Source organism: Panacagrimonas perspica (assembly GCF_004364935.1).
Taxonomy (GTDB): Bacteria; Pseudomonadota; Gammaproteobacteria; order Nevskiales; family Nevskiaceae; genus Panacagrimonas; species Panacagrimonas perspica.
Genome location: NZ_SOBT01000009.1, coordinates 255,265 through 270,104 on the forward strand (window position 1 = coordinate 255,265; position 14,840 = coordinate 270,104).

The following is a 14,840-nucleotide window of genomic DNA, read 5'->3' on the forward strand; positions in this document are numbered from 1 at the left end:
TCCGGAGCGCTGACCGGATCCCCGGACTTCGTCCGGACTACGTGTACGGATTACGGCTTGGCGGCCGCGAGGTCCGTCCACGACCACTTCAGCGTGGACTTGGCTTCGCCGGTGAACAGGCCCATCACCGTGGCGTTGCCGTCCAGCGGCATGTTCAGCGGCAGCACGGCCGCGACGTTGCCGGAGGGCGCGTTCACACGCAGGTTCTCGTTGACCCAGCCCTGCAGCGGTCCGGGAATCGGCAGGCCGGCTTCGCTGGTCTGCGTCTTTCCGAACTCGGTGCGCGAAACCTTGCCGCGCGATTCGGGGATGAACGTGTTCTCGACGTAGAGCTTCTTCTCCAGCGTGTCGAACACCACCGTGAAGTAGGTGCACAGCGACTTGCGATCCACGTCGGTGCCGGCGAAGTCGCCGTCGTACGTGAGCTGATACGGGAAGATCTTGTCCTTCTTGCGGCCGTAGGCGGTCTCGCCGTTGGCGCTGTACTTGTGCACCGAGTGGATCGTGTTGACGCAGCCCGGATAGCCGAAGAAGAACTGGTAGCGCGGATCGCCTTCGAACAGCGCGCTGTTGTCCGGCTCGACGGCCGCCGCCATCAGCGCGGCGTACTTGGCGCCGACTTCGGACATGCAGACCGAGTCGCCCTTGCAGTTGAAGTTGTCCTGCTGCGCCCGGGCGGAGACGTCGCCGAGCAGATTCTTGGACTGCGGATTGAAACCCGCCGCCGCGAGCAGCTTCACGCCTTGCTGGCGCAGGTACTCGGTCTTGATCGCCAGGCGCGTATCGAGATCCGGGTCGAGCAGGTTGGCCGCCCACATCTTGCCGTCCGAGCGCAGCGTCGTGGAGAAGTCGTAGCTCTGCTTGGTCGTCGCCTTGGACCACTGCAGTTCGTTCTTCCAGTCCTGCTTGCCGTCGACCGTGATGGAAACCGACAGCTTGCGATCGACGCTCGCCGCCGTCGCGACGCTCGTCCCGAACGTGCACAGCACCGCACCGGTCAGGACGGTGAGCCAGCGGGATGCGACGGGGGTGTTCATGCCTTCTTTCTCCGGGGGGACGACGCCTTTGATTGCGTCACAGGGGTTTCGTTCAAGTGCTGCCGCAGGAACCGTCCGGTGTGGGATTCGGCAACCGTCGCGACATGCTCCGGTGTCCCCGCTGCCAGGATCCGGCCGCCGCCGGAGCCGCCTTCGGGCCCCAGGTCGATGATCCAGTCTGCCCGCTTAATGACATCCAGATTGTGCTCGATGATGACGACGGTATTGCCGTGCTCCCGCAGCCGCTCCAGCACGCGCATGAGCTGCGCGACGTCGTGGAAATGCAGACCAGTGGTCGGCTCATCGAGTATGTACAGCGTCTGGCCGGTATCCCGACGCGACAATTCCTTCGAAAGTTTCACGCGCTGGGCTTCGCCGCCGGACAGCGTCGTCGCGTTCTGTCCCAGCGTGATGTAGCTCAGGCCCACGTCCATCAGGGTTTCGAGCTTGCGCGCCAGCGCCGGTACCGCCTTGAAGAACGCCAGGCCTTCCTCGACGGTCATGCCCAGCACCTGGTCGATGGTCTTGCCCTTGTAGCGGATCTCCAGCGTCTCGCGGTTGTAGCGACGGCCCTTGCAGGTATCGCAGGTGACGTACACGTCAGGCAGGAAGTGCATCTCGACCTTGATCAGGCCGTCGCCCTCGCAGGTCTCGCAGCGGCCACCCTTGACGTTGAAGCTGAAACGCCCGGCCTCGTAGCCGCGCACGCGCGACTCCGGCACCTGCGCGAACAGCTCGCGGATCGGCGTGAACAGGCCGGTGTACGTGGCCGGGTTGCTGCGCGGCGTGCGGCCGATCGGCGACTGGTCGATGTCGATGACCTTGTCGAGGTTGTCGCGCAGGCCCTCGATGCGATCGCACTCGGCGGGGCGCGTGCCGGCGCCGTTGAGTTCGCGCGCGGCGAAGCCGTACAGCGTGTCGTTGATCAGCGTGGACTTGCCGGAACCGGAGACACCGGTCACGCAGGTCATCAGGCCCATCGGAATCTCGGCCGTGACGTTCTGCAGGTTGTTGCCGCGCGCCCCGTGGATGGTGACGTGCTTGCCCGGCACCCGCGCCTTGCGCTGCTTGGGAACCTCGATGCGTTCCGCGCCCGACAGATAGCGGCCGGTGACGGACTCCGGCGCACGCATCAGGTCCTCGGGCGTGCCCTGGGCGACGACGCGGCCGCCATGCACGCCGGCACCCGGCCCGATATCGACGACGTAATCGGCGCGGCGGATGGCCTCTTCATCGTGCTCGACGACGATCACCGAGTTGCCCAGATCGCGCAGCCGGAACAGCGTCGCCAGCAGGCGCTCGTTGTCGCGCTGGTGCAGGCCGATGGATGGCTCGTCCAGCACGTACATCACGCCGACCAGACCCGCACCGATCTGCGAGGCCAGGCGGATGCGCTGCGCCTCGCCGCCCGACAGCGTCTCCGCGCTGCGCGCCAAGGTCAGGTAATCGAGGCCGACGTTGTTGAGGAAGCCCAGCCGCGCGGAAATCTCCTTCAGGATCTTTTCCGCGATCTCGCCCTTGTGGCCCGGCAGCTTCATCGCGGCGAACAGCGCGTCGGCGTCCTTCACCGACAGCGCGGTCAGCGACGGCAGGCTGCGGTCGGCGACGAAGACGTTGCGCGCCGCGCGATTCAGGCGCTGGCCGCTGCACTCGGGGCAGGCCTGGTCGGACAGATAGCGTGCGAGTTCCTCGCGCACCGCCATCGAGTCGGTCTCGCGGTATCGACGCTCGAGGTTCGGCAGGATTCCCTCGAAGCGATGCACGCGGGTCACGGCCTTGCCGCGTTCGTCCGGGTACTCGAACGTGAGCTTCTCTTCGCCGCTGCCGTTGAGAATCAGGGCCTGCGTCTTGGCAGCGAGCTTGTCCCAGGGCTTCTCGGGGTCGAACTTGTAGTGCTTGGCCAGCGACTTGATGAAGTGCCAGTAGTACGGATTCTTCTTGTCCCAGGAGCGGATCGCGCCCGAGGCCAGCGACAGCTCCGGATGCGCCACGACGCGATCCGCGTCGAACACCTGCATCGTCCCCAGGCCGTCGCACTTCTGGCAGGCGCCGTGCGGCGCGTTGAACGAGAACAGGCGCGGCTCGAGTTCTTCCAGCGAGTAGCCGCAATGCGGGCAGCTCATGCGGTTGGAGAACAGCAGGTCCGTGCTCTTCGCCGCCGGCGTTTCACCGTCGGTCGCCGCCACCGGCCTGGTCTTGCCGGCCGGCGCCGCTGCGGCGCTGACGTGCGGAACCACCACGGCCAGACCGCCGGACAGCTTCAGCGCCGTCTCGAAGGACTCGGCGAGGCGCTGCTGGATGTCTGCGCGCACCTTGAACCGATCCACGACGACATCGACGTCGTGCTTGAGCTTGCGGTTCAGCGCCGGCACTTCCTCGAGTTCGTAAACGCGCCCGTCGACCCTCGCGCGCACGAAACCCTGCGCGCGCATCTGCTCGAACCACTCGGCGTGCTCGCCCTTGCGTCCGCGCACCACCGGCGCCAGCAGCATCCAGGCCGAGTTCTCCGGCTGCGCGAGCACCTGGTCGACCATCTGGGCCACCGACTGCGCTTCCAGCGTCACGCCGTGATCGGGGCAGCGCGCCGTGCCGACGCGCGCGAACAGCAGGCGCAGGTAGTCGTAGATCTCGGTGACGGTGCCCACCGTCGAGCGCGGGTTGTGCGACGTGGACTTCTGCTCGATCGAGATCGCCGGCGACAGGCCCTCGATTGAATCGACGTCCGGCTTCTCCATCTGGCCGAGGAACTGGCGCGCGTACGCGGACAGCGATTCGACATACCGGCGCTGACCCTCCGCGTACAGGGTGTCGAAAGCCAGCGAGGACTTGCCCGATCCGGACAGGCCGGTCACGACGACGAGCTTGTCGCGCGGCAGGTCCAGCGAAACATTCTTCAGATTGTGTGTACGCGCGCCGCGGATGCGGATGGAATCCATGGGAAGCCGGTATTCGGAGAGCGGGATTCGGAAAGTGCTTCCGGGTGCCGCGGGGGAAGCCGCTACTATATGGGGCCGGTTCGCCGCGCTTCCAACCGCCTCACCCCTTGCCCACACCTACCGTGTGCAGGGCCGCGGTCAACACGGCCCCAACCTTGCTTCCTGCATTCCCGACTTCGACTTTCGCATTGGCATGAACGCTCTCGAATGGCGTGCCGTCATCGGCCTGGGGCTGGTCTATGCCCTGCGCATGGTCCATGGCCATGGCCTTGGTCCGGACACCTCGTCGAGCGGCAAGACGCTGGGGATCAGACCCGATGTCCGTGGCGGCCACTTTGCGACTCCTGCGCTCGCCGGGGGGCTTGAATGAACGCGCTCGAATGGCGCGCCGTACTGGGCCTGGGCTTGGTCTACGCCCTGCGCATGGTCGGCATGTTCATGGTCCTTCCCGTCTTTGCGCTGTACGCACGCGAACTGCCGGGCGGCGCCACTCCCATCGCCATCGGCCTGGCCATCGGGTCCTATGGCCTGGCGCAGGCGCTGCTGCAGGTCCCGCTGGGCCTGATGTCCGATCGCATCGGCCGCAAGCCGGTGATCTTCATCGGGATGGCCGTGTTCGCGGTCGGCAGCGTCGTGGCCGGCATGGCGCAGAGCATCGAGATGCTGACGATCGGCCGCCTGCTGCAGGGTGCCGGCGCCGTCTCGTCCGCCGTCGCCGCGCTGCTGGCCGACGTCACGCGCGATCAGGTGCGCACCACCGCGATGGCGATTCTCGGCGCCGGCATGGGCCTGGCCTTCATCCTGGCCATCGTCACCGGTCCGATCGTGGCGAGCTGGATCGGCGTCCACGGCATCTTCTTCATGACCGCGGGCCTGGCGCTGCTGACCTTGCCGGTGGTTGCGTTCGGCGTGCCGACGCCGGCGCTGCCGTCGGGGACCGTCGGCGGTTTCCGCGAAGTGCTGTCCAGTCCGGTGCTGCTGCGCCTGAACGCCGGCATCTTCCTGCTGCACGCGCTGATGACGGGCCTGTTCGTGACCGCGCCGATCGCCATCCACGACACGCTGGGCCTGCCCAGCGAGCAGCACTGGAAGGTATACCTGCCGATCCTGCTGATCTCGATCGTGCCGGTGTTCCCGCTGATCCGCGTTGCGGAAAAGGGCGGCCACGGCGGCCTGATCTTCCGCGGCGCCATCGCGCTGCTCGGCGTCTCGATGGGCATTGCCGCGTTCGGTTACGCGCACATGACGGTGCTGTTGCTGGCGCTGCTGCTGTTCTTCATCGCGTTCAACTACCTGGAAGGCGCACTGCCGTCGATGATCTCGCGTCGCGCTCCGGCGTCACGCCGCGGCGCCGCACTGGGCATGTATTCCACGTCGCAGTTCCTCGGCGCGTTCGCCGGCGGCGCGACCGGTGGATTTGCACAGTCGCACTTCGGACTTGGAGGCGCTTTCATCGCCTGTGCGCTCCTGCCCATAATCTGGTTGCTCATCCCTGCCGGCGCGACATTCGAGAAGATGCCCGCTCCCGCGCTCAAGACCCATTCCTGAAGCACAGCACTCAACGAGGAGACCGCAATGGCCCGCGGCGTAAACAAAGTCATCCTGATCGGCAATCTCGGAAAGGATCCCGAGACCAAGAGCTTCGCCAACGGCGGCTCGGTCACCAATGCCACCTTGGCCACGTCCGAATCCTGGAAGGGCAAGGACGGCTCGCAGCAGGAACACACCGAGTGGCACAACCTGGTGTTCAACGACAAGCTCGGCGAGATCGTGCAGAAGTATCTGCGCAAGGGCTCGAAGATCTACGTCGAAGGCTCGATCCGAACGCGCAAGTACCAGGACAAGGAAGGCAAGGAAGCACGCTTCATGGAGATTCGCGTCAGCGAGATGCAGATGCTCGATGGCAAGCAGGGCGGCGGTGACAGCTTCGAAGGTGGCAGCAGCGGCGGCAGCTACGGCGGTCCTTCGCGCAGCAGCAACGTGCAGACCCGCCAGCCGGCGGCAGCGCCCGCCGCCGATTCGAATTTCGGCGGCCCGGACGACGACATTCCGTTCTGATCACACGAGGACAGGCATTGGATATCGCAGCAACTGTTCAGCAGATCGCCAGCCAGCTGATCTCGCGTCGCGAACGCATCGCCTTCGCCGAGTCCTGCACCGGCGGCTTGATGTCGAAGCTCGCCACCGACCTGGCAGGCTCCTCGGTCTGGTTCGATCGCGGACTGGTGACCTACAGCAACGATGCCAAGCACGATCTGCTCGGCGTGCCCAAGGCCGTGTTCGAGACCGACGGTGCCGTCAGCGAGGCCTGCGTGCGCGCAATGGCACGGGGCCTGCTGCACCGCACGCCGGCGACGTACGGCGTCGCAGTGACCGGCATCGCCGGCCCAGGCGGCGGCAATCCCGGACGTCCGGTCGGTACGGTCTGGATCGCGTGGGTCGCACGCGGCAAGGAAGTGCGCTCGGAATGCCAGGTGTTCAAGGGCGATCGGGACGCCATTCGCCAGCAGACGGCGGAAGTCGCCTTCGCCGGCCTGCTCGCATTGATCTCCGAATAGCGCCCGGATCCGGGAATCGGTGATTCGCGGCGCGCGCGTGTTCCAGTGAGGGGCCGTTCGGGCTTCTCGTGGGCCTGTTCGCGGCGGCAGCCGGAGCATCCCGCCGCGAACTCCCTCCACAATCGCAGCGAGTCCCTCTGACCGGCATGACTGAAGTCGATCGCCTGTTCTTCGCACTGTGGCCCGATGAGGCCATGCGCGAGCAGCTCGGGGCGGCGGCGACCCACCTGCGGCAGAAGCTGCGGCCCGAGGGCCGATGGATCGGCCCGCATCGCTATCACCTGACGCTGCATTTTCTCGGTGATTACGAGAAATTGCCCGAGGCGCTCGCACAACGTGCGCTGGAAGCCGCTGCCACGGTGCGCTCGCCACGCTTCGATCTGCCGATCGAGCAGGCGGGCAGCTATCGCAATCGTTCGATTCCGTGGTGGCTGGGGCCGTCCCAGCCCAGCGCGCCGCTCAAGCAGCTGTGGCGTGCGCTGCGCGACGCGCTGCAGGCGCACTCGGTGCCGTACGACACCAAGCTCAGACTGTCGCCGCATGTCACGGTGCTGCGTGATGCCACGCAGGTGCTCGCGCCGACCCCGGTTCCGCTGGTGAACTGGCCGGTCGACAGCTTCGCGCTGATCCACAGTCACCTGGGCGTGGACTCGCAATACCGCATCCTCGGGACCTGGCCGCTGTCGGGCGATTCCGCTCCGCCGCCTCCCGACGCCCAGCTCGGCCTCTGGGACGCCTGAGATCTCCTTCATGCGGCGGCGGGTGGCCTGCTCCGGGCCTCAATTGCGATACTGTATATTTATACAGTACTATCCCCTTCGCGCTTCCGACCGCACCGCTGCACGCCTACACCTGCGCAGATGCCCAGTTGTGGGACCGACCAGCGCCGCTAAGGTAACGCGCTGACGCACCGGAGTTTCGTCCGTAACGTCATACGTTCTGTGGGAAACTTCTTGGATCCCGCGCCGCCGTTTCGCCTGCCGGCGCGTGACCCTCTTATTCGAGATCAAAAGCATGGAAGACAACCGCCGCAAAGCCCTGGAAGCCGCACTCGGCCAGATCGAAAAGCAGTTCGGCAAGGGCGCGGTGATGCGCATGACCGGTGCCGATGCGGTGCGCGACGTCGAGGTGGTTTCCACCGGCTCGCTGACCCTGGACATGGCGCTGGGCGTCGGCGGTCTGCCGCGCGGCCGCATCATCGAGATCTACGGTCCGGAATCGTCCGGCAAGACCACGCTGACCCTGCACGCGGTGGCCGAGGCGCAGAAGGCCGGCGGCGTCGCCGCGTTCATCGACGCCGAGCATGCGCTCGACGTGCAGTACGCGGCCAAGCTGGGCGTGAACATCGATGAACTCCTGGTCTCGCAGCCGGATACCGGCGAGCAGGCGCTGGAGATCGTCGACATGCTGGTGCGCTCGAACGCGGTCGACATCATCGTCGTCGACTCGGTCGCCGCGCTGGTGCCCAAGGCCGAAATCGAGGGCGAGATGGGCGACAGCCACGTCGGCCTGCACGCGCGCCTGATGAGCCAGGCCCTGCGCAAGCTGACGGGCAACATCTCGCGCAGCAAGACGATGGTGATCTTCATCAACCAGATCCGCATGAAGATCGGCGTCATGTACGGCTCGCCGGAAACCACCACCGGCGGCAACGCGCTGAAGTTCTACGCCTCGGTGCGCCTCGACATCCGTCGCATCGGCAGCATCAAGAAGGGCGACGAGGTCGTCGGCAACGAGACCCGCGTGAAGATCGTCAAGAACAAGATGGCACCGCCGTTCAAGGAAGCGCTGTTCGAGATCCTCTACAACGAGGGCATCTCCAAGCTCGGCGAGCTGATCGACATCGGCGTGGAGAACAAGCTGGTCGACAAGTCCGGCGCCTGGTACGCCTACAAGGGCGACAAGATCGGCCAGGGCAAGGACAACGCGCGCGCTTTCCTGAAGGAGCGCCCGGAACTCGCCGCCGAACTCGAGGTGGCGATCCGCGAGAAGCTGCAGGCCAAGCGTGCGGGCACCGCGGAAAAGCCCTGATCGGAGGGAGCTGACGCCGGCGGATGCGCGCGCTTCGGCGATGCGCATCCTGGCCCGGCGCGAGCACTCGGTCTCGCAGCTCAAGCGCAAGCTCGGGCAGCGCGGGCACAGCGACCAGACCAGCGGCGAGGTCATCGAAAGCCTCGCCGACTCCGGCCTGCAGTCGGACACCCGGTTCGCCGAGACCCTGGCCCGCTCCCGCGCCAGCCAGGGTTACGGACCCCAGCGGATCCGCGCCGAGTTGAAGGAAGCGCGGATTCCGGACGCCGAGATCCGGGCCGCGTTCGAAGCGCTCGAATGCGATTTTGCCCAGCGGGCCATCGAGGTCCGCGAGCGCAAGTTCGGCGCGATGCCGGCAGAACGCGGCGCCGATTCGCAGAAGCAGTACCGGTTCCTGGCCAGCCGCGGGTTCGAGTCCGACCAGATCCGCGCGGCGTTGAAGGGCGAGCCGGACGAATAAGGCCGTAGCCCGGGTGAAACCCGGGGGGTCTCAATGGTTGGACCCAACGACCGTAGGCCCGCCGCAGGAGATCCCGGGTTTCACCCGGGCTACGTTGGCGACGGCCGGGAACCCGGACTTCGTCCGGGCTACGAGCGGTCGGGGCCTCCCCCCTCGTCCCCCTACCCGAAATATTCGCCCGCGTTGATACGCCAAGTGCCTCATTCGCATGGCGGTCCATCGGTCGTCTGGCTAAAATTGCGCCCCTTTGTCCGCCCCGGTCTCCCTTCCCCGGCTTATGAACAGCAACGAGTTGCGAGCCAAGTACCTGGAATTCTTCCGGGTCAACGGCCACACCGTGGTGCCGTCGTCGCCGCTGGTGCCGGGCAACGACCCGACCCTGTTGTTCACCAACGCGGGCATGGTCCAGTTCAAGGACGTGTTCACGGGGCAGGACAAGCGGCCGTACGTGCGCGCCACCAGCAGCCAGAAGTGCGTGCGCGCCGGCGGCAAGCACAACGATCTCGAGAACGTGGGCTACACCGCCCGCCATCACACCTTCTTCGAGATGCTGGGCAACTTCAGCTTCGGCGATTACTTCAAGCCGGACGCGATCCGCTTCGGCTGGGAGTTCGTCACCGGCAAGCAGTGGCTGGGCATCGATCCCAAGCGCCTGCTGGTCACGGTCTACCACACCGACGACGAAGCCTTCGCCATCTGGAAGAAAGTCGGTGTCCCCGAGCAGCGGATCATCCGCATCGGCGACAACAAAGGCGCCAAGTTCGCGTCCGACAACTTCTGGGCGATGGGCGACACGGGTCCCTGCGGTCCGTGCACCGAGATGTTCTACGACCACGACCCCGACGGCTCGAAGGGCATCTACGGCGGCCCGCCGGGATCGCCCGAGGAAGACGGCGACCGCTGGATCGAGATCTGGAACCACGTGTTCATGCAGTTCGAGCGCGCGGCCGACGGCACGATGACCCATCTGCCGGCGCCCAGCGTCGACACCGGCATGGGCCTGGAGCGTGTCGCGGCGCTGATGCAGGGCACCAACGACAACTACCAGACCGACACCTTCAAGGTACTGGTCGGCGCGGTCGCGGACCTGGCCAAGCAGAAGGCGTACGCCAGCCCGTCGCAGAAGGTCATCGCCGATCACATCCGTGCGACGAGCTTCCTGATCGCCGACGGCGTGCTGCCGTCCAACGAGGGCCGCGGCTACGTGCTGCGCCGGATCATGCGGCGCGCGCTGCGCCATGGTCACAAGCTCGGCATCACGGACCTGTTCTTCAACAAGCTGGTCGCGCCGCTCGTGGGCGAGATGGGCAACGCGTTCCCCGAGCTCGTGCAGCAGCAGTCGCGCATCGAGAAGGCGATCCGCGCCGAGGAAGACGCGTTCGCGACGACGCTCGACAAGGGCATGAAGCTGCTCGAGGAGGCGATCGGCAAGGTCAAGAACGGCGTCATCCCGGGCGACGTCGTGTTCAAGCTCTACGACACCTACGGCTTCCCGTTCGACCTCACCGCCGACATCGCGCGCGAGCGCAGCCTCAAGCTCGACGAGGCCGGCTACGAGAGCGCGATGGAAGAGCAGCGCACGCGTGCGCGCGCCGCCAGCAGCTTCAAGGGAGGCAGCAGCCTGGCGTACGACGGCGTCGACACCGTGTTCGTCGGCTACGACAGCACGCTGCACGAAACCGCCAAGGTTCTCGCGCTGTACCGCGACGGCCAGCCCGTCACCGAACTCAAGTCCGGCGATGCCGGCGTGGTCGTGCTCGATCACACGCCGTTCTACGCCGAATCCGGCGGCCAGGTCGGTGACAAGGGTCTGTTGCTCGTCGCCGGTTCCGACAAGGGCTTCAAGGTCGCCGACACGCAGAAGGTCAAGGGCGGTGTCTTCGGCCACCACGGCACGCTCGAAGCCGGCGCGCTGAAAGTGGGCGACACGATCCGCGCCGAAGTCACCGACAGCGTGCGTCGCGCGACGATGCGCAACCACTCGGCCACGCACCTGATGCACAAGGCGCTGCGCGACGTGCTCGGCACGCACGTGGCGCAGAAGGGTTCGCTGGTCGATGAACAGCGCACACGCTTCGATTTCAGCCACACGCAGGCCGTGACCGCCGCCGAGATCGCCGACATCGAGGACCGCGTGAATCGCGCCGTGCTCGCCAACGTGGAAGTCGGCGCCAGGGTCATGAAGTACGACGACGCCATCAAGAGCGGCGCGATGGCGCTGTTCGGCGAGAAGTACGGCGACGAAGTGCGCGTGCTCGCGATGGGCGACTTCTCCACCGAACTCTGCGGCGGCACGCATGTGACGCGTACCGGCGACATCGGCCTGTTCAAGATCGTCAGCGAAACCGGTGTCGCCGCCGGCGTGCGCCGCGTGGAAGCCATCACCGGCGAGAACGCGCTGGCCTATCTGCGCGACACCGAGAGCAAGCTCAAGGCAGCGGGCGATCTCGTGCGCGCCGGCCGTGACGATCTCGCCGACAAGATCCAGCTCGCGCTCGACCGCAGCAAGACGCTCGAAAAGGAGCTCGCTGCGCTCAAGAGCAAGCTCGCGTCGAGCGCCGGCGGCGACCTCGCCAGCCAGGCACGCGAGATCAAGGGCGTGAAGGTCATTGCCGCCAAGGTCGACGGCGTCGACGGCAACGAGCTGCGCAACCTGATGGACCAGCTCAAGGACAAGCTCAAGTCCGGCATCGTGCTGCTGGGTAGCGCGACGGGGCCGAAGGTGAGCCTCATTGCCGGCGTGACCAGCGACCTCATCGGCAAGGTGAAGGCCGGAGAACTGGTGAGCTACGCGGCCAGTCAGGTTGGTGGCAAGGGCGGCGGCAAGCCCGAGATGGCGCAGGCCGGCGGCACGCAGCCGGAGAAGCTGCCGGAAGCGATCGAGTCGGCGTATGCGTGGCTGGAAGGGAAGCTCTGAAGCTCCCTGCCGGCGGGTGACGCGGTACTTCGATCAATAGCGGTCAAGCGCGGTCAAGCAAGCAAAGACATGGCACTCATCGTTCAAAAATACGGCGGCACCTCGATGGGCTCGGTCGAGCGCATCGAGCACGTCGCCAGCAAGGTCAAATCCTTCCACGACCAGGGCCACCAGGTGGTCGTGGTGGTCTCCGCGATGTCCGGCGAGACCGACCGCCTGCTCAAGCTCGCCAAGAGCATCAACCCGCGTGGCAGCGCGCGTGAACTCGACCAGATCATTTCCACCGGCGAGCAGGTCACGATCGGCCTGCTGGCGCTGGCCCTGCAGAAGGCCGGCCTGAAGAGCCGCTCGTACACCGGTCCGCAGGTTGCAATCCGCACCGACGAGGCCTACGGCAAGGCGCGCATCCAGAGCATCGACGGCGAGAAGCTGCTGGCCGACTGCCGCGAGGGCGTCGTCCCTGTGGTCGCGGGTTTCCAGGGCCTGTCGCCGGACGGCTCGACCGCGACGCTCGGTCGCGGCGGATCCGACACCACGGGCGTCGCCATCGCCGCGGCGATGAAGGCCGACGAGTGCCAGATCTACACCGACGTCGACGGCGTCTACACCACCGACCCGCGCGTGGAACCCGCGGCGCGGCGGCTCGACAAGATCACGTTCGAGGAGATGCTGGAGATGGCATCGCTCGGATCCAAGGTCCTGCAGATCCGCGCGGTTGAATTCGCCGGCAAGTACAAGGTTCCCCTGCGCGTGGTCTCCACCTTCGTGGACGGACCCGGCACCCTGATTACGCTCGAGGAAGACAACGTGGAATCGCCCCTGGTATCCGGCATCGCCTTCAATCGCGACGAAGCCCAGCTCACCGTCAACGGTGTGCCCGACAAGCCCGGCATCGCCGCCGCCATCCTGGGCCCGATCGGCGACGCCAACGTCGAGGTCGACATGATCGTGCAGAACATCGGGGCGGACGGCGCCACCGACTTCACGTTCACGGTTCACCGCAACGACTTCGAGAAGGCCCACGAGATCTCCAAGAAGGTGGCGGCCTCGCTCGGCGCCAAGGGCGTGCTGCCGGCCAGCGACATCGTGAAGGTCTCGCTGGTGGGCGTGGGCATGCGCAGCCACGCCGGCATCGCCAGCAAGATGTTCAAGGTGCTGGCCGACGAGGGCATCAACATTCGCATGATCTCCACGTCGGAGATCAAGATCAGCGTCGTGGTGCAGGACAAGTACCTGGAACTGGCCGTGCGCTCGCTGCACAAGGCCTTCGGGCTGGAAAACGCGCCCCCCAAGGTCTGAAAACCCGCTCCCCGACCCGTTCATCCCGACCCGCCCGCGAGCGCAGCGACCGGGCGTATCGAGGGGCGGCGCCGGCCCCGACCGAAAACCCCGAGAAACAAGCTTGTCGCCCTCGGGGTCGGTCGGTACACTGCGCGCCCTGCTGGCAGGCCGCATGCCGCGTATCGCATCGGAGAGTTGGCCGAGTGGACGAAGGCGCGCCCCTGCTAAGGGCGTATAGGCGTTAAACCCTATCGAGGGTTCGAATCCCTCACTCTCCGCCACTGGCAAGGCGGAACGCGGCAAAATACGCAGGGCAGCAGCAGCTTTGATTGGGCTTGTAGCTCAGTTGGATAGAGTATCTGGCTACGAACCAGAGGGTCGGGAGTTCGAATCTCTCCAAGCCCACCAATCAAACACCAAGGGGTCAGCGAGTCTTCTCGTTGATCCCTTTTTTTATTGCTCGGATCGGACCGTGCCGTGGCGCCGGATCAGACGTCCGAGCGGTGCAACAAATCGACCGCCATGAAAAAACCCGCCGGGAAACCCCGGCGGGTTCTGTTGCTGCGTGACGTCGTGCGCGACTAGTTGAACGCCGGGCACAGGGCCTTGAGCTGCGCCAGGGTGTAGGTCTGGGACCCACCACCGGACGCAACGGTGACGCTTCCACCGCTATACGTGTACGTCGCATTGCCGCTGGTGCTGGCGATCGCGATCTGGCCGGTCACGTAGTCGCCATTGCTGTTGACCGTCAACGGCGTCGGCGTGGAGATCGTGCCACTGCCGCTGCCGCAGGGGCTCGCCGCGCGAAACGGACCAGCGAACCGGATCGTGCTCGTCTTGCCCGTGCTGTCGAACGTGATGTTGAACGTGTACGCCGTCGACGCATTGCCCAGCTCGAAATCGGCGCGGGCCTTGTCCTGCCGGGCGAGGTTGATCACCGCACCCTTGAGACGACCCTGCCCCGCTGCGCTCTGCGGAAGGCTCCCCCCCGAGATGGCCGTGTCGAAGTCCAGGTTCCCCAGCAACAGGCTGCGCGTGTGCGCGACGCCGGGCTGCTCGACTTCCGTCAGATAGGTCACGTTGTTCACGCCGAACGTCAGGTCCGCACTAAGGGCCGTGGGAATCGGGAAGCCTGCGACGCCAGACACGATCTTGATCGTGCCGTCGTTCCGCAGCGTGACGCCGTTCGTTGTCTGCACGCACTTGTCGTACACGGTGGTGATCGTCGTGCCGGCGTTCTGCACGTCCTGGGTGCCGCTGTCCTTGCAAGCCGTTGCGGCCTTGGCTGTCGACTTGGGCTGCGAAGCCGCGGCGGCATTGCTCGCGCCGAGCACACCCACGGCGTACTTCGCCGCTTTCTCTGCCGTCGACAGATCCGCCGCGGCGTCGGCCGCAGCGCTCAGCGTGACTGCGCGCACATCGGCGCCAACCGAGGGCGTCGGGGTGGGCGTTGGGGTCGGAGTCGGCGTCGGCGTCGGCGTCGGGGTCGGAGTCGGGGTCGGGGTCGGGGTCGGAGTCGGAGTCGGGGTCGGGGTCGGAGTCGGAGTCGGGGTCGGAGTCGGGGTCGGAGTCGGGGTCGGGGTCGGAGTCGGGGTCGGTGTCGGTGTAGGTGTGGGAGCC

The 14,840-nt window shown here is 66.2% G+C and carries 12 protein-coding genes and 2 tRNA genes; 11 read left to right on the forward strand and 3 right to left on the reverse strand.

All coding sequences use genetic code 11. The annotated features are described in order from the left end of the window. Nucleotides 1-50: 50 nt before the first annotated feature. Together DFR24_RS12725 and uvrA are read right to left on the reverse strand one after the other, a co-directional pair. On the reverse strand, nucleotides 51-1,037 hold the full coding sequence (locus DFR24_RS12725; protein ID WP_133881793.1) for a hypothetical protein: 987 nt from the start codon (nucleotides 1,035-1,037) through the stop codon (nucleotides 51-53). Next, nucleotides 1,034-3,973: an excinuclease ABC subunit UvrA gene (uvrA, locus tag DFR24_RS12730; protein WP_133881794.1), complete on the reverse strand. Its 2,940-nt coding sequence runs from the start codon at nucleotides 3,971-3,973 to the stop codon at nucleotides 1,034-1,036. The genes DFR24_RS12725 and uvrA overlap by 4 nt, the downstream gene beginning before the upstream one ends. Nucleotides 3,974-4,166: 193 nt before the next feature. On the opposite strand from uvrA, the gene DFR24_RS24445 reads away from it, so the two are divergent. The 11 genes from DFR24_RS24445 (at nucleotide 4,167) to DFR24_RS12780 (ending at nucleotide 13,628) form a co-directional block, all read left to right on the forward strand. Then, nucleotides 4,167-4,343, forward strand: a complete 177-nt coding sequence (locus DFR24_RS24445; protein WP_162851191.1) for a hypothetical protein — start codon at nucleotides 4,167-4,169, stop codon at nucleotides 4,341-4,343. After that, the gene (locus DFR24_RS12735) at nucleotides 4,340-5,521 is read left to right on the forward strand and encodes an MFS transporter (RefSeq protein ID WP_133881795.1); all 1,182 of its coding nucleotides are present in this window, start codon (nucleotides 4,340-4,342) and stop codon (nucleotides 5,519-5,521) included. Before DFR24_RS24445 ends, DFR24_RS12735 begins: the two co-directional genes overlap by 4 nt. Before the next feature lie 27 nt (nucleotides 5,522-5,548). After that, nucleotides 5,549-6,031, forward strand: a complete 483-nt coding sequence (locus DFR24_RS12740; protein WP_133881796.1) for a single-stranded DNA-binding protein — start codon at nucleotides 5,549-5,551, stop codon at nucleotides 6,029-6,031. 17 nt (nucleotides 6,032-6,048) lie between these two features. Further along, a complete protein-coding gene (locus DFR24_RS12745) occupies nucleotides 6,049-6,531 on the forward strand; it encodes a CinA family protein (protein ID WP_246051647.1) in 483 nt (160 codons plus the stop codon). 146 nt (nucleotides 6,532-6,677) lie between these two features. Continuing rightward, on the forward strand, nucleotides 6,678-7,271 hold the full coding sequence (gene thpR, locus DFR24_RS12750) for an RNA 2',3'-cyclic phosphodiesterase (RefSeq protein WP_133881797.1): 594 nt from the start codon (nucleotides 6,678-6,680) through the stop codon (nucleotides 7,269-7,271). A 274-nt stretch (nucleotides 7,272-7,545) separates the two neighbouring features. Further along, a complete protein-coding gene (gene recA / locus DFR24_RS12755) occupies nucleotides 7,546-8,562 on the forward strand; it encodes a recombinase RecA (protein WP_133881798.1) in 1,017 nt (338 codons plus the stop codon). A gap of 40 nt (nucleotides 8,563-8,602) precedes the next feature. Then, nucleotides 8,603-9,022: a regulatory protein RecX gene (locus DFR24_RS12760; RefSeq protein ID WP_246051648.1), complete on the forward strand. Its 420-nt coding sequence runs from the start codon at nucleotides 8,603-8,605 to the stop codon at nucleotides 9,020-9,022. A gap of 277 nt (nucleotides 9,023-9,299) precedes the next feature. Further along, a complete protein-coding gene (gene alaS, locus DFR24_RS12765) occupies nucleotides 9,300-11,939 on the forward strand; it encodes an alanine--tRNA ligase (RefSeq protein ID WP_133881799.1) in 2,640 nt (879 codons plus the stop codon). A gap of 69 nt (nucleotides 11,940-12,008) precedes the next feature. After that, entirely contained in the window at nucleotides 12,009-13,238 is a 1,230-nt protein-coding gene (locus DFR24_RS12770; protein ID WP_133881800.1) for an aspartate kinase, read from the forward strand. Between the two features lie 171 nt (nucleotides 13,239-13,409). Then, nucleotides 13,410-13,501: transfer RNA gene (locus tag DFR24_RS12775), tRNA-Ser, on the forward strand. Between the two features lie 50 nt (nucleotides 13,502-13,551). Beyond that, a tRNA-Arg gene (locus DFR24_RS12780) sits at nucleotides 13,552-13,628 on the forward strand. A 173-nt stretch (nucleotides 13,629-13,801) separates the two neighbouring features. On the opposite strand, the gene DFR24_RS24450 is transcribed toward DFR24_RS12780, so the two are convergent. Next, on the reverse strand, nucleotides 13,802-14,638 hold the full coding sequence (locus DFR24_RS24450; protein WP_136249406.1) for a hypothetical protein: 837 nt from the start codon (nucleotides 14,636-14,638) through the stop codon (nucleotides 13,802-13,804). Between the last annotated feature and the right edge of the window lie 202 nt (nucleotides 14,639-14,840).